At 49.6% G+C, this 21497-nt stretch carries 21 protein-coding genes; 19 read left to right on the plus strand and 2 right to left on the minus strand.

Features of this window, described 5'->3' with window-relative positions; translation table 11 throughout:
- Positions 1-210: 210 nt before the first annotated feature.
- The 12 genes from AACQ93_RS01545 to motX all read left to right on the plus strand — a co-directional run bounded on the left by AACQ93_RS01545 (position 211) and on the right by motX (position 13496).
- Entirely contained in the window at positions 211-1698 is a 1488-nt protein-coding gene (locus tag AACQ93_RS01545; protein WP_064601682.1) for a bifunctional ADP-dependent NAD(P)H-hydrate dehydratase/NAD(P)H-hydrate epimerase, read from the plus strand.
- An 8-nt stretch (positions 1699-1706) separates the two neighbouring features.
- Entirely contained in the window at positions 1707-2171 is a 465-nt protein-coding gene (gene tsaE, locus AACQ93_RS01550) for a tRNA (adenosine(37)-N6)-threonylcarbamoyltransferase complex ATPase subunit type 1 TsaE (RefSeq protein WP_007470845.1), read from the plus strand.
- 5 nt (positions 2172-2176) lie between these two features.
- On the plus strand, positions 2177-3871 hold the full coding sequence (locus tag AACQ93_RS01555; protein WP_084418893.1) for a LysM peptidoglycan-binding domain-containing protein: 1695 nt from the start codon (positions 2177-2179) through the stop codon (positions 3869-3871).
- 18 nt (positions 3872-3889) lie between these two features.
- The gene (mutL, locus tag AACQ93_RS01560; protein ID WP_064601686.1) at positions 3890-6067 is read left to right on the plus strand and encodes a DNA mismatch repair endonuclease MutL; all 2178 of its coding nucleotides are present in this window, start codon (positions 3890-3892) and stop codon (positions 6065-6067) included.
- Positions 6064-6999: a tRNA (adenosine(37)-N6)-dimethylallyltransferase MiaA gene (gene miaA / locus AACQ93_RS01565; protein WP_007470839.1), complete on the plus strand. Its 936-nt coding sequence runs from the start codon at positions 6064-6066 to the stop codon at positions 6997-6999. The genes mutL and miaA overlap by 4 nt, the downstream gene beginning before the upstream one ends.
- A gap of 86 nt (positions 7000-7085) precedes the next feature.
- Positions 7086-7355, plus strand: coding sequence for an RNA chaperone Hfq (hfq, locus tag AACQ93_RS01570; protein ID WP_007470837.1), 270 nt, complete (start codon positions 7086-7088; stop codon positions 7353-7355).
- A gap of 26 nt (positions 7356-7381) precedes the next feature.
- Positions 7382-8671, plus strand: a complete 1290-nt coding sequence (gene hflX / locus AACQ93_RS01575; protein ID WP_064601688.1) for a ribosome rescue GTPase HflX — start codon at positions 7382-7384, stop codon at positions 8669-8671.
- 56 nt (positions 8672-8727) lie between these two features.
- A complete protein-coding gene (hflK, locus tag AACQ93_RS01580) occupies positions 8728-9885 on the plus strand; it encodes an FtsH protease activity modulator HflK (RefSeq protein ID WP_064601689.1) in 1158 nt (385 codons plus the stop codon).
- A gap of 2 nt (positions 9886-9887) precedes the next feature.
- Positions 9888-10889: a protease modulator HflC gene (gene hflC / locus AACQ93_RS01585; protein ID WP_007470831.1), complete on the plus strand. Its 1002-nt coding sequence runs from the start codon at positions 9888-9890 to the stop codon at positions 10887-10889.
- A gap of 110 nt (positions 10890-10999) precedes the next feature.
- The gene (locus AACQ93_RS01590) at positions 11000-11194 is read left to right on the plus strand and encodes a DUF2065 domain-containing protein (RefSeq protein WP_007470829.1); all 195 of its coding nucleotides are present in this window, start codon (positions 11000-11002) and stop codon (positions 11192-11194) included.
- Positions 11195-11316: 122 nt separating this feature from the next.
- Positions 11317-12633, plus strand: coding sequence for an adenylosuccinate synthase (locus AACQ93_RS01595; protein WP_007470825.1), 1317 nt, complete (start codon positions 11317-11319; stop codon positions 12631-12633).
- 236 nt (positions 12634-12869) lie between these two features.
- Positions 12870-13496 (plus strand): flagellar protein MotX, encoded by a 627-nt coding sequence (gene motX, locus AACQ93_RS01600; RefSeq protein WP_007470823.1) that lies wholly within the window; start codon positions 12870-12872, stop codon positions 13494-13496.
- 107 nt (positions 13497-13603) lie between these two features.
- Here motX and hmpA read toward each other — a convergent pair whose 3' ends face one another.
- Positions 13604-14788 (minus strand): NO-inducible flavohemoprotein, encoded by a 1185-nt coding sequence (gene hmpA, locus AACQ93_RS01605; protein ID WP_064601691.1) that lies wholly within the window; start codon positions 14786-14788, stop codon positions 13604-13606.
- A 104-nt stretch (positions 14789-14892) separates the two neighbouring features.
- On the opposite strand from hmpA, the gene nsrR reads away from it, so the two are divergent.
- The 7 genes from nsrR to rplI all read left to right on the plus strand — a co-directional run bounded on the left by nsrR (position 14893) and on the right by rplI (position 20471).
- Entirely contained in the window at positions 14893-15327 is a 435-nt protein-coding gene (gene nsrR / locus AACQ93_RS01610) for a nitric oxide-sensing transcriptional repressor NsrR (protein ID WP_064601693.1), read from the plus strand.
- Positions 15328-15448: 121 nt separating this feature from the next.
- Positions 15449-18001: a ribonuclease R gene (gene rnr, locus AACQ93_RS01615; RefSeq protein WP_064606444.1), complete on the plus strand. Its 2553-nt coding sequence runs from the start codon at positions 15449-15451 to the stop codon at positions 17999-18001.
- Positions 18002-18004: 3 nt separating this feature from the next.
- Positions 18005-18739: a 23S rRNA (guanosine(2251)-2'-O)-methyltransferase RlmB gene (gene rlmB / locus AACQ93_RS01620; protein WP_064601695.1), complete on the plus strand. Its 735-nt coding sequence runs from the start codon at positions 18005-18007 to the stop codon at positions 18737-18739.
- A gap of 299 nt (positions 18740-19038) precedes the next feature.
- A complete protein-coding gene (rpsF, locus tag AACQ93_RS01625; RefSeq protein ID WP_007470815.1) occupies positions 19039-19428 on the plus strand; it encodes a 30S ribosomal protein S6 in 390 nt (129 codons plus the stop codon).
- Positions 19429-19434: 6 nt separating this feature from the next.
- Positions 19435-19737 (plus strand): primosomal replication protein N, encoded by a 303-nt coding sequence (gene priB, locus AACQ93_RS01630; protein WP_007470813.1) that lies wholly within the window; start codon positions 19435-19437, stop codon positions 19735-19737.
- A 16-nt stretch (positions 19738-19753) separates the two neighbouring features.
- Entirely contained in the window at positions 19754-19981 is a 228-nt protein-coding gene (rpsR, locus tag AACQ93_RS01635) for a 30S ribosomal protein S18 (RefSeq protein ID WP_002539422.1), read from the plus strand.
- Between the two features lie 37 nt (positions 19982-20018).
- Complete coding sequence (gene rplI / locus AACQ93_RS01640; RefSeq protein WP_064601697.1) at positions 20019-20471, plus strand: 50S ribosomal protein L9; 453 nt, start codon at positions 20019-20021, stop codon at positions 20469-20471.
- Between the two features lie 86 nt (positions 20472-20557).
- On the opposite strand, the gene AACQ93_RS01645 is transcribed toward rplI, so the two are convergent.
- Positions 20558-21310 carry a DUF481 domain-containing protein gene (locus AACQ93_RS01645; RefSeq protein WP_084418896.1) on the minus strand — a complete coding sequence of 251 codons (753 nt, stop codon included), beginning with the start codon at positions 21308-21310 and terminating at the stop codon, positions 20558-20560.
- Between the last annotated feature and the right edge of the window lie 187 nt (positions 21311-21497).

Below are 21497 nucleotides of genomic sequence, written 5' to 3' on the forward strand. Positions count from 1 at the left end.
GAATAATCGGGGGCGGAAGTGTACCACAATCATCATGGCTTTCACGGATCCTTTTATTGATCTTCGCGAAGCGGGATCTCAGACAGGCAGTTAAGGCGCGTTGAGATATTGTGCCCGGCAGAAGTTTTGGGCAATATTTATGCATCATGCCTTTGGTTTACCCTGTCGCAGTCATCATCGTCTGCTTATAACTAACATTAGAGGTATTTCATGGAGACTTCACAGCTACCAGTTCGTCTTTATAAGGCCGATCAGGTTCGTCAGGGAGAGCAACTGGCTGCAAAAGCCATGCAGTTGGAAATGTATCAGTTAATGGAGCGAGCCGGACAGGCAGTGTTTGACGTATTGGTGCAGCAATTTCCTGAGGTGAAGTCGCTGTTAGTGTGTTCCGGAGGCGGGAATAACGGTGGTGACGGTTATATTGTGGCGCGTCTGGCTCGTGAAGTTGGTATGGATGTGATTTTATGGCAACTGGGTGACGCCGGTAAACTGACCGGAGACGCGGCTTTGGCCCGTGATGCCTGGCTGGCGTCTGGCGGTGAGATTTGTCAGCCTCAGTCATCTATTTCGTCATCAACTGAAGTCGTGGTTGATGCGTTGCTCGGAACCGGGTTGAAAGGGCGGGTTCGAGGCGACTGTGCCGGGTTGATTCAGTTGATAAATGAATTTGCCTGCCCGGTGGTGGCGGTGGATATTCCTTCCGGCTTGTGTGCTGATACCGGCGTAGAATTAGGCCCGGTGATCCGGGCTGAGGCGACGGTTACTTTCATCGGGATGAAGCAGGGGCTATGTACCGGCCAGGCCGCGAATTATACCGGCCAGCTTTGTTTTTCAGGCCTTGGGGTTGAAGCCGCTTTTGATGATGAGTGTAAACCTGCCGCAATGCGGATCAGCCGAGATGAAGTGAGTCGCTGTTTGCCGTCACGATCTCGTACAGCACATAAAGGTGATCATGGTCGAGTGTTGTGTGTTGGTGGTGATCTTGGAATGGCAGGTGCTATTCGCCTGGCATCGGAAGCTTGTGCCCGATGTGGCGCAGGTTTGACTGCGGTGATCACTCAACCTGACAATGTATTGTCAATTGTCGGGGCTAGACCTGAGATAATGGCGCAGGGCTGGCAGGATAAGGCCCACGAAATAACCCAGCGGCTGGACTGGGCTGATGTGGTTGTTATTGGCCCCGGGCTTGGTCAGAGTGACTGGAGCAAGGCTTTGTTGTTCCATTTTGAATCGACCGAGAAAACCATGGTAGTGGATGCGGATGGATTGAACTTATTAGCCCTTTCACCAGACTATAAAAATAATCGTATAATAACGCCGCATCCGGGGGAGGCTGCCCGGTTACTGGGAACGACAGTAGCAGAGGTTGAAGCCGACCGCTTTGCTGCAGCACAATCGCTGCAACAGAAATTCGGTGGCGTTGTTGTACTGAAAGGAGCAGGTACGCTGATCTATGGCGGACAGCAGTACTGGCTCTGCATGGCAGGCAACCCGGGCATGGCGACGGGTGGCATGGGGGATGTGCTTTCTGGCATTATCGGTGCGTTAGCCGGTCAGGGGCTGTCCTTGTCCGAAGCCGCCAGAGTTGGCGTTTGGATCCACAGTACTGCAGCTGATTTATGCGCCCTAGAGGGTGAACGGGGCGTGTTGGCCAGCGATCTATTTCCTTATATTCGACAATTAGTAAATCCAAGATAAAGATATCAATGCAAAAATTTGAAACTCTTCTTGCCGATGAGCAGGCAACAGTAGATTTTGGCCTGAAATTAGCACAAGCATGTCAGCAACAGACAACCATTTTTCTGCACGGAGATTTGGGGGCGGGGAAAACCACGTTCAGCCGCGGCTTTATCCGTGCTCTGGGCCATAACGGAAATGTAAAAAGTCCGACATATACTTTGGTTGAACCTTACGAGCTGCCGCCGTGGCATGTTTACCACTTTGATCTGTATCGACTGGCTGATCCGGAAGAGCTGGAATTTATGGGGATCCGTGATTATTTCACTGAAGATGCAATTTGCCTGGTTGAGTGGCCGGAAAAAGGTGAAGGGCTGTTGCCAGCTCCTGATCTGGAAATTGAAATGCGTTACAGCGGCGATCAGCGTAAAGCGACGATTACCGCAAATAATGAATATGGTCTAAATTTGATCAAGCGTTTGGAGTTGTGTTGATCAGGATGTCATCGCGGACTTTTTTTCATGTTTTGTTATTAGCAGGGGCAGGATTGTTCAGTTCGTTGGTGATGGCCAACGAGCTGAAGGGCATTCGTGTCTGGCCGGCGCCCGATGAAACTCGGGTTGTTCTGGACGTACAGGATGCGGCTGTATTTTCTTACTTTACCCTGACCAAGCCGGATCGACTGGTTGTTGATCTCAAGAATACGTCGCTGAAGACGAAGCTGCCGCTCACGGTTAAAGACAGTGCCGTGCTGAAAAAGATCCGCAGCAGTAGTCCTCCGGAAAAGGGCTCTTACCGTCTGGTGTTTGAAACCAAGGCGGGGGTGAACCCGACTATTTTCAAATTGTCACCGACCCCTGACGGTCACTACGGCCACCGTTTAGTTTTGGATTTACCGCACAGCAAGAAGCCGGTAAAGGCGCAGGTACTGAAGTCAAAGAAGTCGGTGACAGAAAACAAGAAAGCCGTGTTGCCTTATGGCACGGACGATATCGTGGTTGCTGTTGATGCCGGGCATGGCGGGGAAGATCCCGGCTCTATCGGTCCGAGCAAAAAATATGAGAAGAATGTCACCATGGATATTGCCAGGAAGGTTGCAGCGAAAATAGATGCAACACCGGGTATGAAAGCGGTACTGACCCGTCGCGGTGACTACTTTGTTAATCTCAATAAGCGCTCGGAGATTGCCCGTAAGTACAAAGCACACCTGTTAGTTTCTATCCATGCTGATGGTTTCCATAAGCCGCAACCGCGCGGGGCATCGGTATGGGTGCTCAATACACGCCGGGCCAACAGTGAGATTGGTCGCTGGCTGGAGCAGCATGAGAAGCAGTCTGAATTACTCGGTGGTGGCGATGTTCTGTCTGGCGATAACGATGACCAGTACCTTAGCATGGCGGTGTTGGACTTACAGTTCAGTCACTCCCAGAAAGAGGGCTATGACGTAGCCTCTCGTGTCCTGAAAGAGCTGAGCAAAATCACTACGCTGCACAAGAGTAAGCCGGAACACGCCAGCCTGGCAGTATTAAAATCGCCGGATATCCCGTCGCTGCTAGTTGAAACCGGGTTTATTACTAACCCGAAGGAAGAGCGCCTGCTGAATTCCCGTGCTCACCAGAGCAAACTGGCAAACGCAGTATATAAAGGGGTACTGAGTTACTTTAATGCTAAGCCACCGCAAGGTACGTTGTTTGCGTCCAGGAAAAATGGCATCAAGCATAAGGTCACTTCGGGCCAGTCGCTTAGCATTATTGCCGCCAAATACGGGACGTCGGTGTCGAACCTGAAGCATGCGAATAATCTTCGCAGTAATACCTTGAAAGTAGGTCAGGTACTGGTGATCCCGGGCGGGGTGGCAGTTGCGTCTACCCGCTCAGCGAAAGCTGTAGTGAAAACAGTGAATCACACGGTGAAACGTGGTGAGTATCTTGGCAAAATAGCGGCAGACTATGGTGTGTCGGTTGCCAGTATCCGCAGCCTGAACAAGTTGCGTTCTGATGAGCTGGCGGTGGGCCAGAAACTTAAGATTAACGGCCGTAACCTTAAGCCTATCCAGCATACAGTCCAGCGTGGCGAATTCCTGGGTAAGATTGCATCCCGTTACGGGACCAGTGTCGCTAGTATTCGCGAGGCCAATAAACTGCGTACCGATACCCTGGCGGTCGGCCAAAAGCTGACGATTCCCAGAAGTTAATCCGATTAGAAGTGCATTATGCCTATTCAGATTTTGCCAGCCCGGCTGGCAAACCAAATTGCTGCCGGTGAAGTTGTTGAGCGCCCCGCTTCGGTGGTGAAAGAGCTGGTAGAAAACAGCTTGGATGCCGGTGCAACCCGTATCGATATTGATATCGACAAGGGCGGCAGCCGGACGATTCGCATTCGTGATAACGGTAAGGGGATTTCAAAAGATGAACTGGGCTTGGCCCTGAGTCGTCATGCCACTTCGAAGATCTCAACACTGGATGATCTGGAAGCAATCATGAGCCTCGGCTTTCGCGGTGAGGCTTTGGCGAGTATCAGTTCTGTTTCCCGCCTGACGCTGACGTCGAAAACGGCAGAGCAGGAAGAAGCCTGGTCTGCTTATGCCGAAGGGCGCGACATGGATGTGAAGCTGAAACCGGCTGCGCATCCGGTCGGCACAACACTGGAAGTGCTGGATCTGTTTTTCAATACCCCGGCCCGGCGTAAGTTTCTGCGCACCGAGAAAACCGAGTTTAGCCACATTGATGAGCTGCTCAAGCGCATCGCCCTGAGTCGGTTTGATGTCACGATTAACCTGCGTCATAACGGCAAAATGATCCGCCAATACCGGGCTGCCCAGACCCAGGTACAAAAAGAGCGTCGTTTGGCCGCGGTTTGTGGCAGTAATTTCCTTAACCATGCTCTGGCCGTTGAGCTGGCCCATGGCGATCTTAAGCTGTCCGGCTGGATTTGCAGTCCGCAAGGTGCCAGGGCGCAAAACGATATCCAGTATTGCTACGTTAATGGCCGGATGATGAAAGATAAGCTCATCAACCACGCTATACGTCAGGCGTATGAAACCAGCCTGAATCCGGATCAGTACGCGGCTTATGTCTTGTTTATCGAAGTGGACCCACACCAAGTTGATGTTAACGTTCACCCGGCCAAACATGAGGTACGTTTCCATCAGGCTCGTCTGGTTCATGATTTTATTTTGCAGGGGTTACAAAGTGCCCTGCATCAAAGTCAGCTTGAAATGGGCGAACCGGTCTATCAGCCTGTTCAGCGCGCCAGCGCGGCAGCCTCTGTGGCAACAAATTCTGCTGGTTATGATGCATCGGAAAACCAGATTGCTGAGCCGTCTCCTTTGATGGCTGCTGTGGCACAGACACCGGATTATCCCAATAAAGCCAGTCCAAGTGAGTGGTTACCAACCTCGGGAGATTCTGATTCCCCACGTCGTCGGGAAGGTAATAGCGATAGCTGTGAGAAAACGGGTAGCTATAACTTGGGTAATGATAACTCCAGCTCTCGTTATTCAGGTGCCAACCACTCAAGCTCAGGTGCTAACTATTCTGGTCATAACCGCTCAGCCGGGCAGAATTATGCTGGTAGTGGCGCATCAGCAGCCAGATCTGGCGGATCACAACCTCGTCATTCCCAACATTACGGCAATGAAGCTCCGTCTAAAAAAGAAGTCAGTGCTTACCAGCAATTAATGCAGACGCCGCAGATGGATGAGATTGACTCTGCTGTGTCACAGGTTCAGACTCCGCAGATGCCAGAGCGTTATGAACTGGCTCCGGCAAAACCATCGCTTGCTGCGCCGGTAAAGCAGAACGCTATCGATTCGAGTTGCGGTGTTGGTCTGGGTAAAGCGCTTTGTCTGTTTGAGCAACGTTTTCTGCTGCTTAGCCGTGATGACGGAGTGTTTGTTTTGTCACTGGACTATGCCCAGCGCCTGCGCAATAAGGGGCAACTGCGCCTAGCTGCAAGTGAAGGGCTCAAACCCCAGCCGTTGTTGATCCCGCATTCGATCCCTGTTGAGCCAGGCATGATAGAATGTGCCGAACAACATGCGCAGCTGCTGAAACAGCTGGGTATTCAATTAAAGGCCAAGGGCCGGAACGGGCTGATTATTATGTCGGTCTGCCAGCCGCTTCGGCAGCAAAACCTGCAACAGCTGATCCCGACCTTGCTGGGTTACCTGGCTTCGGTGGCCGAGGACCCGGAAGCTCAGGGGTGGGATAAGTTACTGGACTGGTTAGCATCACAATTAGTGATCCCGACCGATGCATTCAGTTTGTCACAGGCGATTCAGTTGGTGACTGAGCTGGAGCAGTTATGGGGGGAGACACTTGAAGACTATTATCAAAACTTGTTGCGTCCGGTTGATGTCGGCGCAGCAATAGAAGCATTTAATTTATGAGTAAGCCACTACCTCAGGCCATTTTTTTAATGGGGCCGACCGCATCGGGAAAAACAGATCTGGCAATAAGATTGCGTCAGCAACTCCCGGTAGAGTTGATAAGTGTTGATTCAGCCCTTATCTATAAAGGAATGGATATTGGTACCGCTAAGCCGGACGAGCAGGAACTTTCCCTCGCTCCTCACCGTCTTATCGATATTCGTGATCCAGCGCAAAGTTATTCGGCTGCAGACTTTCGTGCTGATGCACTGAAAGAAATGGCTGATATAGTTGCAGCAGGACGTATTCCTTTGTTGGTTGGTGGTACTATGCTTTACTTCAAGGCACTACTTGAAGGATTGTCACCACTGCCGGCAGCGGATCCGGCGATCCGGGCAGAGATTGAGCGTGAGGCCCAGGAAAAGGGCTGGCAGGCTTTGCACGACGAGTTAGTGCGTATTGATCCTGTATCCGGAGCACGAATTCATCCCAATGATCCGCAGCGCTTGTCTCGGGCATTGGAAGTTTTCCGCATTTCAGGTAAAACTTTAACTGAGCTGACGAAAACACAGGGTGAATCTTTACCATATAAGGTTCACCAGTTTGCAATTACACCCAAGGATAGGGCTGTCCTGCATCAGAGAATCGAGCAACGTTTTGACAACATGATCGAAGCTGGCTTTGAACAGGAAGTTCGAGCTTTGTATGACCGTGGTGATCTTCACCCCGATCTGCCCTCGATCCGTTGCGTTGGCTATCGACAGATGTGGGATTATTTGGACGGGAGCTGCAATTTGGACGAAGCGGTTTTTCGCGGAATCTGTGCTACCCGTCAATTGGCTAAGCGTCAAATTACCTGGCTTCGCAGCTGGAAAGATTTGACGTGGTTGGATAGCAGTGATGTGGATACATCGTTACAAACCGTCACAAACTCAATTAGATGTGACGTTTGATTAGCGTGTATACTCTCACTGTTTTGCGTATTTTTAATTTTTGTTCGTTGCTAACTACAACTACAAACAAATAAGGAAAAGAAATAATGGCTAAGGGGCAATCTCTACAAGACCCGTTTTTGAATGCGCTGCGTCGTGAAAGAATCCCGGTCTCTATTTACCTGGTAAACGGCATCAAGCTACAGGGCCAGATTGAGTCTTTCGATCAGTTCGTGATCCTACTGAAGAACACTGTGAACCAGATGGTATACAAGCACGCGATCTCAACAGTGGTTCCTGCTCGTCCGGTTAACCACCATCACGCAGGTGAGCGTCAGGCTCCTGCTGAGCGTTCTCAGGAAAAAACTGAAGAATAATCGTTCTTCAATAAGGAGTTGATTGCTTGTTTGACCGTTATGAAGCCGGTGAGCAGGCGATTCTTGTTCATATCAACTTCACGCAAGAAGGGGAATGGGAAGACTTAAGCGAGTTTGAAATGCTGGTCTCCTCGGCGGGAGTGAATACGCTACGTGTGGTAACAGGTAGTCGTAAAACTCCCCACCCTAAGTATTACGTGGGAGAAGGTAAAGCACAGGAAATTGCCGACGCGGTACGGGCTGAAGAAGCCGAGATTGTCATTTTCAACCACTCCCTCTCTCCAGCGCAAGAGCGTAACTTGGAGCGCATTTGCAAATGTAGGGTGTTAGACCGAACCGGTCTGATCCTTGATATCTTTGCCCAGCGCGCACGAACCCACGAAGGTAAGCTGCAGGTTGAGCTAGCCCAACTTCGCCACATTTCTACTCGATTGATCCGCGGTTGGACCCACCTTGAACGACAGAAGGGTGGTATTGGCTTGCGTGGTCCGGGTGAAACTCAGTTGGAAACAGACCGACGTCTGTTGCGGGATCGAATTAAAACCATATTGCGCCGATTGGAAAAAGTGTCCAAGCAGCGGGAGCAGGGACGTCGGGCTCGAAATCGGGCTGAAATTCCGACTATCTCTCTGGTAGGTTACACCAACGCCGGGAAGTCCACCCTGTTTAACCGGGTGACGGATGCCGGGGTATATGCAGCCGATCAGCTGTTTGCAACCTTGGATCCGACTTTGCGAAAGATCGATGTTGCTGATGTCGGTGCAACGATTTTGGCGGATACCGTTGGGTTCATTCGTCACTTGCCACATGATTTGGTAGCGGCGTTTAAAGCCACACTGAAAGAAACGCAGGATGCAACTTTGCTGCTGCATGTGGTAGATGCCAGCGATGATCGTTTCCGTGAAAATATTGATGCGGTAAATGAGGTGCTGGAAGAGATCGATGCATCAGAAGTGCCGATGCTGGTAGTGATGAACAAGATCGACAACCTGGAAGATGCAGAACCTCGAATTGAGCGAGATGAGGATGGCATTCCTCGTCGAGTCTGGGTTTCTGCGATGGAAGGGCTGGGGATCGACTTGCTTTTTGAAGCCCTCACTGAACGCTTGTCCGGCACAATGGTGAAGCATACCCTGCGATTGCCGCCGCATTTGATTGGTCGTTACCGCAGCAAGTTTTATCAGCTTGGATGTATCTTGCGCGAAGAATATGAATCTGATGGCAGCCTGACGATTGATATTCGCCTGCCAATGACAGAGTGGTCTCGGTTACAAAAAAGAGAAAGTACTTCGTTAGATGACTTTATCGTTGCTTAATGGACTGCTAGAGTAATAAAAAAACTGTCGTCATATCATATTGATGGAGTTCTATAATGGCGTGGAATGAGCCTGGAAACAACGGCGGCCGTGATAAAGACCCTTGGGGGAATAATAATCGCGGTGGTCGTGATCAAGGTCCGCCGGATCTCGATGAAGTTTTTTCAAAACTGAGTCGTAAATTCGGTGGTATTTTTGGGAATAAGCGAGGACCTTCGACTGGCGGCAGTGCTGTCGGATTGGGGGCGTTGGCCGTAATTGCTGCAGCTGTATGGGCATTTTCGGGTTTCTATACGATTGGCGAAGCGGAACGTGGTGTTGTACTTCGTTTCGGTAAGTTCTATGAAATCGTCGATCCGGGTCTGAACTGGAAACCAACTTTCGTTGATAAAGTGGAAGCTGTAAACGTACAGGCGATCCGTTCGCTGCGTAGCTCTGGCTTGATGCTGACGAAAGATGAAAACGTACTGAAAGTTGAAATGGACGTCCAGTACCGTGTTTCTGAACCTAAGAAGTACCTGTATAGCGTAACGAATGCTGATGATAGCCTGCGTCAGGCTACTGACTCTGCACTGCGTGCAGTGATCGGTGACTCGACAATGGACGAAGCACTGACAACGGGCCGTCAAACGATCCGTGCTAACACACAGGAAGCGATTGACAAGATCATCCAGAAGTACGATATGGGTATCTTGGTTGTCGATGTGAACTTCCAGTCAGCACGTCCACCGGAAGCAGTAAAAGATGCATTTGATGATGCGATTGCTGCTCGAGAGGATGAGGAACGTTTTGTTCGTGAAGCAGAAGCTTACAGCAACGACATCTTGCCGAAGGCAACCGGTCGTGCTGAGCGTCTGAAGAAAGAAGCTCAGGGTTACTCTGAAAAGGTTGTTAACGGTGCACTTGGTGAAGTGGCTCAGTTTGAAAAGCTGCTACCTGAGTACCTGGCTGCGCAAGAAGTAACACGCAATCGTCTGTACCTGGAAACGATGGAACGCGTTTACGGCAATACCAGCAAAGTGATGATTGACTCTAACTCTAGCGGCAACCTGCTTTATCTGCCTTTGGATAAGCTGATCTCCCCTTCGGAGCGCAGCGCACAACCGAAGAGCAGCACATCAAGCAGTTCGTTCGGTATTGAGCTGGAAAAAGTTGAAACAGCGCCGGTAACGACGTCACCACGTCCGGATACTGGTCGTCAGGGGAGATATTAATTATGCGTAAGTTAATGATCCCGGTGATTGTCATCTTTGTTGCTACCCTGCTGATGTCGATGTTTGTCGTTCAGGAAGGTGAGCGCGGTATCGTGGTACGTTTCGGTCGTATTCTGAAAGATGATAACACCGAAATTGCACGTATCTACGAACCAGGCCTGCACTTCAAGGTGCCGGTATTTGACCGTGTTCGTATGCTTGATGCTCGTATCCAGACTATGGATGACCAAGCTGACCGTTTCGTAACGGCTGAGAAAAAAGACGTTATCATCGATACCTACGTGAAGTGGCGTATCGAAGACTTCGGCCAGTACTACCTGAGTACCGGTGGTGGTGATGCTTCTACAGCTGAGGCTCTGCTGAAACGTAAAGTGGTTGATAGTCTGCGTGCTGAAATCGGTTCGCGTGAAATCAAGCAGATTGTGTCTGGTCCGGATCGTGGTAAGCAGGTTGATGCTAACGCAGTTGCCTCTGATGAAAGCGATGCGCCAGCAACAGAAATTGTTGCAGAAGTTGCTCCTCGTAAAGAGGTTGAAGGCCAGCGCGACGAAATCATGGATAATGTACTTGCTGATATCCAGATTAGTGCGGCTAAAGACTTGGGCGTTGCAGTAGTTGATTTCCGAATGAAGAAAATCAACCTGCCAGATGAGATCAGTGAGTCTATCTACCGTCGTATGCGTGCTGAACGTGAATCAGTTGCTCGTAAGCACCGTTCGCAAGGCCGTGAGAAGGCAGAAGTAATTCGCGCTCAGTCTGAGCTGGAAGTCGCTAAGATTCTGGCAGCAGCTGATCGTGAAGCTCGTGTTCTTCGAGGCTCGGCTGATGCGAAGTCTGCTGAAATTTACTCTGCAGCATTCAATAAGAACCCGGAATTCTTTGACTTCCTGCGTTCATTGAAAGCATACGAGAACAGCTTCAAGTCGAAGAGTGACATTCTGGTTGTTGACCCGAACAGTGACTTCTTCAAGTACATGAAAGATGCTAACGGTGTTGCTAACTAACCAGTAGCTATCTGAATTGAAAGACAAGGCTTTGGCCTTGTCTTTTTTTTTGCCGTTATATAATAATTTTCGCGAGACCGGGCTGTGATTCCGGCATAAGGAAAGAACAAATGAGTAAAGCTATTTGGCTGGCATTGGGCCTGGTGTTGATTTTTGAAGGCTTGGGTCCATTGCTTGCACCACGCGGCTGGCGGGAAATGGTGAGCCAGCTTAGCCAGCAGAATGACAACACCTTGCGGCGCATTGGTGGTTGCCTGGTGGTGGCGGGCAGTGTGATTGCTTATATGATGTACACTAGTATGTAAATTCTGGTTTCACGATATCGTGATGCGGTGCCAGTCGAAAAGCTGCCTATGGTTAAAAAATGACTGCAACGCGGCCTTTAAGGTGCTAGAATCCCTTTTTAACTACTGATAGACGAAGAAAGATGGCAAATAATGTAGTCGTTCTTGGCACCCAGTGGGGTGACGAAGGTAAGGGGAAGATCGTTGATCTTTTGACCGAAGATGCAAAATATGTAGTGCGCTACCAAGGTGGCCACAACGCTGGTCACACCCTTGTCATTGACGGTGAAAAAACTGTCCTTCACCTGATCCCATCAGGTATCCTGCGTGACAACGTTAAATGTATCATCGGTAACGGTGTTGTACTTTCTCCAGATGCTCTGATGAAAGAAATGGGCCCACTTGAAGAACGTGGTATCCCAGTTCGTGAACGCCTGTTCCTGTCAGAAGCTTGTCCGCTAATCCTTCCATACCACATCGCTCTAGACCAGGCTCGTGAAGTTGCTCGCGGTAAAAAAGCGATCGGTACAACTGGCCGTGGTATCGGTCCAGCTTACGAAGATAAAGTTGCTCGTCGTGGCCTGCGTGTTGGCGACCTGTTCGACAAAGAAGCATTTGCTGAGAAGCTTAAAGAAGTTATGGCTTTCCACAACTTCCAGCTTGAGCACTACTACAATGCAGAGCCTGTAAGCTACGAAGAAGTTCTGGAAAACATCATGGCGCAAGCTGATGTTCTGACTTCTATGGTTATCGACGTAACTAAAGAACTTGATGACGCGCGTCAGCGTGGCGACAAGATCATGTTCGAAGGTGCGCAAGGTACTCTTCTAGACATCGACCACGGTACTTACCCGTATGTAACTTCTTCTAACACTACTGCTGGTGGTGTTGCTGCAGGTTCTGGCTTCGGTCCTCGTCACCTGGGTTATATTCTGGGTATTGCGAAAGCATACTGCACACGTGTTGGTGCTGGTCCATTCCCAACTGAGCTATACGATGGTCAAGATAAGCAAGACCCAGTTGGTAAGCACCTAGGTGAAGTAGGTAACGAGTTTGGCGCAACTACAGGTCGTCTACGTCGTACTGGTTGGTTCGATGCAGTAGCTATGCGTCGCGCTATTCAGATCAACTCAATCTCAGGCTTCTGTCTAACCAAGCTAGACGTACTAGATGGCCTGGAAGAGATCAAGATCTGTACTGGTTACAAGACTAAAGATGGCGAAATCCTAGAAGTGTCTCCAATGGCGGCAGACGCTTACGAAAACATCGAGCCAATCTACGAAACCGTACCTGGCTGGTCTGAAAACACATTCGGTGCTAAGTCTCTAGATGCGCTTCCACAAGCGGCACTAGATTACATCGCTCGCATCGAAGAGCTAACTGGTGTGCCAGTTGACATCATCTCAACAGGCCCAGACCGTAACGAAACTATCATCAAGGTTCACCCATACGGTGAATAATCATCGCCTTTGATGACGTTCGATAAAAACCAACCCTCCGGGGTTGGTTTTTTTATGCCTCTTTGCCGGGAGGCAAGTAAAGATACTGATCCCAAATATTGAAAAAACATTTGTATCAATAGCTTGGCTGTGCCAAATATTCAAGCGGCAATAGATTGCCGTTTTTTTGGTAAAAGAGGTTAAAGTCTGTTTTGCCCTTGCCGATAAGTTAACTACGGTTCAACTGAGATTAGTTCATGAAACTGCGTAAACTGCTTCTTTTAACATTGCTGGCAGCGGCACCCGCTTATGCATTAGAGGATGTAGGCGATGCAGTACCTGTTTATACCGATGGTGAACTGATCCGTTTGTTTGAATCCAATAGTCATCTTCAGCGGGTAAAGGCTGATGAATGTCAGCTGGTCCAGGATATTGAAGCACGGGCACAGCGGGTAGAGTCCCCGTCGTATCAGTTTTTGTATGGCGATATGCTGGCCTGGGGCGTTTGTGTTGATCGTGATGTTGAACTGGGTGTTTACTACATGCAGTCGGCAGCTCATCAGGGATCGCCAGCCGCTCTTGAACAACTGGGGCGTTATTATGCGACCGGCACTCTGGTTCAGCAGGATCGTGAGCGGGCAATTCCGTATCTGCGTGAAGCTGCAGCCATGGGCAATGTTGATGCTCGCATTCAGTTAGCTGAGCTGTTGCTTAGTAATTACGGTAGTCCGTTGGATTTTGAAGATGCCTATCGTTGGCTATACAACACGGTGACAGCAAGTAGCTCTGTGCACAGTAAGATCACCAAACTGCGTCGTGGCCTGGAAAATCGCATGCCGGCCAATGTGATTGCCAGGGCAAAGCGACGGGACGTATTTTGGTAGGCATGAGCGTTAGTGCTACCACAAGATGAACAATAAAAGAGAGGCCAGTTGGCCTCTCTTTGCGTTTCTACTGCATATATTTCGTTTTCACACTTTGCTTCTTAGTATTAAAGAACCTTATGCGGGCCGAAGCACTCATAGTGTAGATGTGATTCGGACACTCCCATATCGATGAGCTGCTTGGCAATGTATTGCATGAAACCAATCGGACCGCAGAAATAGTAGTGCATGTCCGGAATTGTCAGCTGGGTTGTGAGTTGTTTGAGATCCATCAGTCCTGCATGTTGGTAATCTTCACCCGGACGATCGGAGTCCTGAGGCTGGTGATACCAGATAGTGGCACTGATGTGCTGATGATGTTTCGCCAAGTTTGTGATGTGGTCTTTGAAGGCGTGATGGTGACCGTTTTCTGCTGCATGCAACCAGTGGACTTCAGCTTGGTGAGCCGTCAGGCTTTCCAGCATCGACAGGGTTGGTGTTAAGCCGACACCACCGGAGATTAATGCGACTGGTGTTGTCGGTTCTATATCTAGGAAGAAGTCGCCGGCAGGCGGGGCGAGCCTGACTTTGTCACCGACCTGCAGCTCATTGTGCAGGTAATTGGAAACTTTGCCGTTTTCTTCGCGCTTGACTGAGATCCGGTAGCTGTCATTGCACGGAGCGCCGGACAGGCTGTACTGGCGGATCTCCTGGTACTCAAATCCTTCCGGTTTCAGGTAGATCCCGAGATATTGGCCGGGTTTGAATGTCGCGACTGGTTTGTTATCAACTGGCTTGAAAATGAAGCTGGTGATCTCATTGCTTTCCTGCGTTTTTTCTATAACTTCAAACTCGCGGGTACCGCGCCATCCGCCTTCCCGTTTTTCATTTTCCTGATAGATACTTTCTTCACGTTGGATGAATATATCGGCCAGCACGCCGTATGCTTCTCCCCATGCATCCAGAACCTCCTGTCCCGGCGAGAATAATCCATCAATGGTAGCCAGCAAGTGGTGACCGACAATGGCATATTGCTCCGCGGTGATCATAAAGCTGGTATGTTTATGCGCGATTTTTTCTACTGCCGGTAATAACACGGCAAGATTGTCGATGTTGTTGGCATAAGCACAAATAGCGTTGAACAAGGCTTCGCGCTGGTCGCCGTTACGCTGGTTACTCATGTTGAAAATATCTTTCAGTTCAGGATTATGGCTGAACATACGTTGGTAAAAATGGGCGGTAAGGGCCGGGCCGGTTTGTGCCAGCAGCGGAGCAGTGGCTTTAATTGTATTGATGGTGTTTTGACTAATCATTACTTTCTCATTAATAGTTGTATTTATAATGCATCTTATAACTTGTATATGATCTGTATCTTTTAGTCAATAACGCGATTAAAATGGCGGCAGGAGGAGTTATTGTGCAACTGACAAGTTTTACCGATTACGGCTTGCGGGCCCTGATTTACCTGGCAACGTTACCTGAAGGGGAGTTGGCCAGTATTTCGAAAGTGACCGAGATTTATAACGTGTCACGTAACCATATGGTCAAAATTATCAATAGATTAGGCCAGTTGGGTTACGTTGAAACCGTGCGTGGTAAAAATGGCGGTATCCGTTTAGGTATGCCTGCTGACAAAATTGTCATTGGCGATGTGGTACGCGCGATCGAGCCGCTGCAGATTGTGAACTGCAGTCCGGAGTTTTGCCATATCACCCCGGCTTGCCGGTTGAAAGGGATTTTTGACGCAGCAAGAACAGCATTTTTAGCTGAACTGGACAAACATACCCTGGCAAGTGTGATTGATGATAACTCACCGCTTCGGGTTTTGCTGGATCAACCTGCTGCCTCATAACTGAGCCAACCAATAACTTCTTAAGTTGTTCTGTGGAGTAAAGAAATTGAACTTTGCTCCCGTCTGTTCACCTATGGCCCGGATATACTATGGTTATATCTTCGCCAATATGGATCTGATTATGTCCAAAGGTACTACCGATTTACCGGTCGACCCTTTTCGCGATCGCGAAGCATCAAAATACGAAAACCCAATTCCAAGCCGCGAGATGCTTCTTGAAGTAATTCGTGGTTTTAGTACTCCTGTCAGCCGGGATCAGCTATTTGCTGAGCTGAAGCTTGAAGGAGATGACCAATATGAAGGCCTGCGCCGTCGCCTGCGTGCGATGGAGCGAGATGGTCAGCTTATTTACACCCGTCGCCAGTGTTATGCTCTGCCGGAGCGTCTTGATTTGATCAAGGGCCATGTTATTGGTCACCGCGATGGTTTTGGTTTCTTGCGTCCGGAAGGGGCGAATGCCAAAGAAGAAGATTTACTGTTGCCGGCGCACCAGATGCGTGGAGTGATCCATGGTGACTATATCCTTGCCCAAGTTGCGGGAACGGATAAGCGAGGCCGTCGCGAAGGTCGAGTTGTCCGTGTGCTACAGCAATACACTGGTCAGATTGTGGGGCGCTTCTTTATTGAAGATGGCCTTGGCTACGTGGTGCCGGACGATTCCCGCATTGCTCAGGACATTGTGATCCCGAATGATGAGCGTATGGGGGCCCGTATGGGTAACGTGGTTGTGGTTGAGATCCATCAGCGGGCAACCCGTCAGCACAATGCCATCGGTAAAGTGGTTGAAGTTCTGGGTGAGAACATGGCTCCCGGGATGGAAATTGAAATTGCTTTGCGTACCCATGATATTCCAAATGAATGGCCGACTGAGGTCGAAAAGCAGATCCAGGGGCTGGGTGAAGAAGTACCGGAAGAGGCCAAAAAAGGTCGTGTCGATCTGCGTGATTTGCCACTGGTTACGATTGATGGTGAAGATGCCCGTGATTTCGATGATGCCGTTTACTGTGAACGCAAGCGCTCCGGCGGCTGGCGCCTGTGGGTTGCCATCGCTGATGTAAGCCATTACGTTCGCCCTGACTCTGCACTGGATAATGAAGCCGTTAAGCGTGGTAACTCGGTGTACTTCCCGTCACAGGTTATCCCTATGCTGCCGGAAGTGCTGTCCAATGGCCTGTGTTCGCTTAACCCACAGGTAGATCGCCTGTGTATGGTTTGTGAGATGACTATCTCGGAAAGCGGCAAGTTGTCTGGATATAAGCACTACGAAGCGGTGATGAATTCACATGCTCGCCTGACTTACACCAAGGTCAGCAAGATGCTTGAAGGTGACGAAGAACTGCGCGAGCGTTATAAGCCGCTGGTTCCACACCTTGAAGAGCTGTACGGTATGTATAAGGTGCTGAAAGCTGAGCGTGAGCTTCGTGGTGCAATTGAATTTGAAACAGTGGAAACCCAGTTCATTTTCAACGCTGACCGCAAAATTGACCGTATCGTCCCTGCTGAGCGTAACGATGCGCACAAGATCATCGAAGAATGTATGATCCTGGCCAATATTGCCTCGGCTCGCTTTGTCGAAAAAGCCAAAGAACCGGCTCTATACCGAGTTCACGATGCCCCGGGTGAAGAGCGTCTGACCGGTTTCCGTGACTTCCTGGGTGAATTGAGCCTGCAGTTGTCCGGTGGCCTTGAGCCGTCTCCGCGAGACTATGCGGCACTTGCAACGCTGATCCAGAATCGTCCGGATAAAGAGCTGATCCAGACCATGCTGCTGCGTTCGATGAAGCAGGCGGTTTACCAGGCTGACAATATCGGCCACTTCGGTTTGGCTCTTAAGCAGTATGCTCACTTTACATCGCCAATCCGCCGTTACCCGGATTTGACTCTGCACCGTGCGCTTAAGTACCTGATAGCGAAACAGGAAGGTACCAACAAAGATCGCTGGACTCCGTCGGGTGGTTACCATTACTCCTTCGATGATATGGATACTCTGGGTGAGCAATGCTCAATGACAGAGCGTCGTGCTGACGATGCAACCCGTGATGTTGCGGACTGGCTGAAGTGTGAGTACATGCAGGATCACGTCGGTGATGAGTTCGACGGGGTGATTGCCAATGTAACTGGTTTTGGTTTCTTTGTTCGCCTGAACGAACTGAACATTGACGGTCTGGTGCACATTTCGAATCTGGCAAATGATTACTACCAGTATGATGCTATCGGTCAGCGTTTGATTGGTGACAGTTCCGGTCAGGTATATCGCTTAGGTGATCCGGTGAAGGTCAAGGTGGCGGCGATTAACCTTAATGATCGTCAAATTGACTTTGATATTGTTGGCAGTGGCCGCAAGCCGCGTGGTGCTGGTAAAACAGTCAAGAATCGCGAGAAAAAGCAGCGTATGCGTAAAGCGGATGGGCTGAAGCGTCAGAGCCTGAAAGTCTATCGGGTTGAAGAAGGCGAGGCTCAGCAGGAGCACCGGAGCAAGGCGAAAAAAGAGCGTCGCTCGGTACGCCAGATGCTTAAAGATGGTGCAGTGCCTCAGATTGAGGGGGACAAGCCACCGAAAGGCAAAAAAGGTAGCAAACAAGAAGATACCCAAAAGCCGAAAAAGAAATCCACCAAGGCACGTAAGAAGAAGCAACGTGCTGGTAAGAAAGAACGGGCAGCAAAGAAGAAATAACCAATGAGTAATGACATGATTTTCGGCATTCATGCCGTTAAAGCCGTTTTGGCGTCGGATCCTGCACGCTTTATTGAAGTGTTTGTCCTGAAAGGTCGTCAGGACGAGCGTCTGCTGCCAGTGCTGAATGAGCTGCAGATGTTGGGTATCACTATCCAGCAGGCTGGCCGTAAGGCGCTGGATGACAAAGTCAGGGGCGCTTCGCACCAGGGAATTGTCGCCCGAGTGCGTCCGGGGAAGCAGTACAACGAAAATGACCTGGAAGATATACTGGCAGGTAAAGAAAATCCGTTGCTGCTGGTATTGGATGGTGTAACAGATCCGCACAACCTGGGTGCCTGTCTGCGAAATGCCGACGCTGCGGGTGCGGTAGCGGTGATTGTACCGAAAGATCGTTCAGCCCAGCTGAATGCGACAGCCAGCAAAGTAGCTTGTGGTGCTGCAGAAGTGGTGCCACTGGTACGCGTCACTAACCTGGCTCGTACGCTGCGAGCGCTGCAGGAGCAAGGTGTATGGGTTGTCGGCACTGCCGGTGAAGCGACACACGATATCTACCACAGTAAGCTGACAGGCCCGTTGGCGATTGTGATGGGAGCTGAAGGTGAAGGTATGCGCCGTCTGACCCGCGAAACCTGTGATGATTTGATCAAAATTCCGATGGCTGGTTCAGTATCCAGCTTGAACGTATCGGTAGCGACCGGTATCTGCCTGTTTGAGGCGGTGCGTCAGCGTCAGTAACAGTCAGGGAAGTAGCGGCTTTGTGGCCTTTGGCTCTCTGAATAAGAAGCGTGTTAGTCAGTAACGAGTTTCGAGAAAAGCAGCCCTGTGAATGTTAAGCAAGTAAAATTGCTGCAATGTTCACAGGGCTTGCCATTTTCGGCGTCTCGCACCTTGTTTCTTTTTTAAAATTCGCTTGCTTAGATTGCCCATTCTCTGTACTATTCTGCCTCCAAATTCTCGGTTCTTTTTTTAGTTCCTTGCTTCTCATGGATGACCGAGCCAACTAGAGAAGCTGATAAATCCGTAAGGAGCAACCAATGCGTCATTACGAAATCGTATTCATGGTGCACCCAGATCAGAGCGAGCAAGTTGCTGGCATGATCGAGCGCTACACTGGTGCAATCAAAGATTCTGGTGGTCAGATTCACCGTCTAGAAGATTGGGGCCGTCGTCAACTGGCTTACCCAATCAACAAACTGCACAAAGCACACTACGTTCTGATGAACGTTGAAGCTGAGCAGTCTGTAATCGACGAGCTGGAGTCTAACTTCCGCTTCAACGACGCTGTGATCCGTAACATGATCATGCGCACCAAAGGCGCTATCACTGAGCCATCTCCAATGATGAAGGCTAAAGAAGAGCGTGCCCCACGTCGTGAAGAGCGTGCAGAACCTGCACAATCTAAAGGCGAAGAAGCAGCTGAGTAATATTGGATGACCAATCGTCTGGAGTTGTCTGGCGTTATCGCCAAAGAACCCAAACGAAGCCGGTCGCTGGCAGGAATTCCTCATTGTCACTTTGTGCTTGAGCATCGTTCTTACCAGCAAGAAGCTGATTTACCACGCCAGGTGTATTGTTACATCAACGTGGTGGTTAGCGGGCAAGGTCAACAAGTTCTCACTCAAGATTTAGCTGTCGGCAGTCACATTAAGGTAGGAGGCTTTGTCTCATACCAAACCGGTCGGAATGGTATCGGTAAATTAGTGTTACATGCTGACCACATTGAAAAAATTTAGTTCAGGAGATAAGCCCATGGCACGTTTCTTCCGTCGTCGTAAGTTCTGCCGTTTCACTGCAGAAGGCGTACAAGAGATTGACTACAAAGACGTAGCAACTCTGAAAAACTACATCACTGAAGCTGGTAAAATCGTACCAAGCCGTATCACTGGTACTCGCGCTAAATACCAGCGTCAGCTAGCTCGCGCTATCAAGCGTTCTCGTTACCTAGCACTTCTACCATACACTGACAAGCATCAGTAATCGGTAGCGGTTTAATTAAGTTTAAGAGGACAAGATAATGCAAGTTATTCTACTTGATAAAATCGGTAACCTGGGTGGCCTAGGCGATCAGGTTAACGTTAAAGCGGGTTATGCACGTAACTTCCTTATCCCACAGGGTAAGGCAGTAATGGCTACTAAAGCTAACGTTGAGATGTTCGAAGCTCGTCGTGCTGAGCTAGAAGCTAAAGTTGCTGAGCAACTGTCTGCTGCTGAAGCACGCGCTGAGAAAATCAACGCTCTAGAAGCTGTAGTTATCGCTTCTAAAGCTGGTGACGAAGGTAAACTATTCGGTTCTATCGGTACTCGTGACATCGCTGATGCAATCACTGCAGCTGGCGTTGAAGTAGCGAAGAGCGAAGTTCGTCTACCAGAAGGCGCTCTGCGCACGACTGGCGAATTCGAGATCAGCATCCAGCTGCACTCTGACGTATTCGCAACTGTTAACCTAAACGTTGTTGCTGCTGAGTAATAGCTTTTAGCGTTAATAAGTGGAAAAGCCAGCCTTCGGGCTGGCTTTTTTGCGTTTGAGGTTTGGGAAAATCTGACCGTCCTTTATCAGATTTTGAAAAGCAGGTTAATAGTCATGGTGGAATCGCGCTTTTTCAGCCCTTCCGGTACCCAGCTGTTTAACTTTTGGGTGTTGCTGATTTTGATGGCGATATTTTCAGTCACGGCACTGGTCAGGTTAATCTGAGCTTCGAGGGTACTGTTACTGTTGCCAGCAATACCGGTAACACGACCGCTGAGTTCGACGTTTTTCGATGGTTTCCAGGTAAACTTGGTGTTGGCACGGAGGATCAACTCATCCACTGTTTCCTGTACGATGATATCGTCATCATCAATTTCGTCGATATTGGGTTCCTGATGACGGTAACCTGGACCGAGTTCGACTTCCATCTGAAAGGTCTCTAATCGCAATAACTGGTAACCCAGACCGGTTGATAGGGTGAAATCCGTAAAGTATGGCCCATACTTGTCATCTACGTAGTTGGCGTTGCCCAGCACATAGGTTTTCTCGTTGACCTTAAGGTCACTCTGCAGCTCAAGCTGGCCTTTACGCTTGTCTTCCTCACCATCTTTTTCTGCCAGTAGGTATTTGGCTTCGACGGTTTGACGCAGCTGCTTCTTTACATAGGTCAGCCCTACGCGGGTATTCAGGGATTCAGAGTCGGAGTTCCCCCCCAATGACTGGTAACCAAGCTCCAGTTCGCTGGTCCAGGGTGAGGGTGGCTTGGTCGGGGCATCCTCGTCGTCTGCATAGGCGGCAGTATTGGCAAGTAGCAATAAGACCATCAGGTATCTTGCCAAGAGTCCTCCTTTGGATAGCGGGCAAGTAGTAAATATGGAAGCAAACCACAGATTTTACCCTATAAATGTCATTATTTGGTCAGGAATTGTATTCATGTGCGCAGCTGGCATGATTTCGCGACATAATGCTGATGAGTTAACCTGACACTGGGATGTTGATCCTTTCCTCACTATTATTTGATGTATT

The organism is Photobacterium sp. J15, assembly GCF_963870815.1.
GTDB classification, from domain to species: Bacteria; Pseudomonadota; Gammaproteobacteria; order Enterobacterales; family Vibrionaceae; genus Photobacterium; species Photobacterium marinum.

What these genes read in the sequence shown, in the direction of transcription:
- hflK (WP_064601689.1), top strand. Translation starts at nt 8,728, where the DNA reads ATGGCGTGGAATGAGCCTGGAAACAACGGCGGCCGTGATAAAGACCCT.
- rlmB (WP_064601695.1), top strand. Translation starts at nt 18,005, where the DNA reads ATGAGTAATGACATGATTTTCGGCATTCATGCCGTTAAAGCCGTTTTG.
- rnr (WP_064606444.1), top strand. Translation starts at nt 15,449, where the DNA reads ATGTCCAAAGGTACTACCGATTTACCGGTCGACCCTTTTCGCGATCGC.
- hfq (WP_007470837.1), top strand. Translation starts at nt 7,086, where the DNA reads ATGGCTAAGGGGCAATCTCTACAAGACCCGTTTTTGAATGCGCTGCGT.
- AACQ93_RS01595 (WP_007470825.1), top strand. Translation starts at nt 11,317, where the DNA reads ATGGCAAATAATGTAGTCGTTCTTGGCACCCAGTGGGGTGACGAAGGT.
- tsaE (WP_007470845.1), top strand. Translation starts at nt 1,707, where the DNA reads ATGCAAAAATTTGAAACTCTTCTTGCCGATGAGCAGGCAACAGTAGAT.
- priB (WP_007470813.1), top strand. Translation starts at nt 19,435, where the DNA reads ATGACCAATCGTCTGGAGTTGTCTGGCGTTATCGCCAAAGAACCCAAA.
- rpsR (WP_002539422.1), top strand. Translation starts at nt 19,754, where the DNA reads ATGGCACGTTTCTTCCGTCGTCGTAAGTTCTGCCGTTTCACTGCAGAA.
- rplI (WP_064601697.1), top strand. Translation starts at nt 20,019, where the DNA reads ATGCAAGTTATTCTACTTGATAAAATCGGTAACCTGGGTGGCCTAGGC.
- AACQ93_RS01555 (WP_084418893.1), top strand. Translation starts at nt 2,177, where the DNA reads ATGTCATCGCGGACTTTTTTTCATGTTTTGTTATTAGCAGGGGCAGGA.
- mutL (WP_064601686.1), top strand. Translation starts at nt 3,890, where the DNA reads ATGCCTATTCAGATTTTGCCAGCCCGGCTGGCAAACCAAATTGCTGCC.
- motX (WP_007470823.1), top strand. Translation starts at nt 12,870, where the DNA reads ATGAAACTGCGTAAACTGCTTCTTTTAACATTGCTGGCAGCGGCACCC.
- hmpA (WP_064601691.1), bottom strand. Translation starts at nt 14,788, where the DNA reads ATGATTAGTCAAAACACCATCAATACAATTAAAGCCACTGCTCCGCTG.
- AACQ93_RS01590 (WP_007470829.1), top strand. Translation starts at nt 11,000, where the DNA reads ATGAGTAAAGCTATTTGGCTGGCATTGGGCCTGGTGTTGATTTTTGAA.
- hflC (WP_007470831.1), top strand. Translation starts at nt 9,888, where the DNA reads ATGCGTAAGTTAATGATCCCGGTGATTGTCATCTTTGTTGCTACCCTG.
- AACQ93_RS01545 (WP_064601682.1), top strand. Translation starts at nt 211, where the DNA reads ATGGAGACTTCACAGCTACCAGTTCGTCTTTATAAGGCCGATCAGGTT.
- miaA (WP_007470839.1), top strand. Translation starts at nt 6,064, where the DNA reads ATGAGTAAGCCACTACCTCAGGCCATTTTTTTAATGGGGCCGACCGCA.
- rpsF (WP_007470815.1), top strand. Translation starts at nt 19,039, where the DNA reads ATGCGTCATTACGAAATCGTATTCATGGTGCACCCAGATCAGAGCGAG.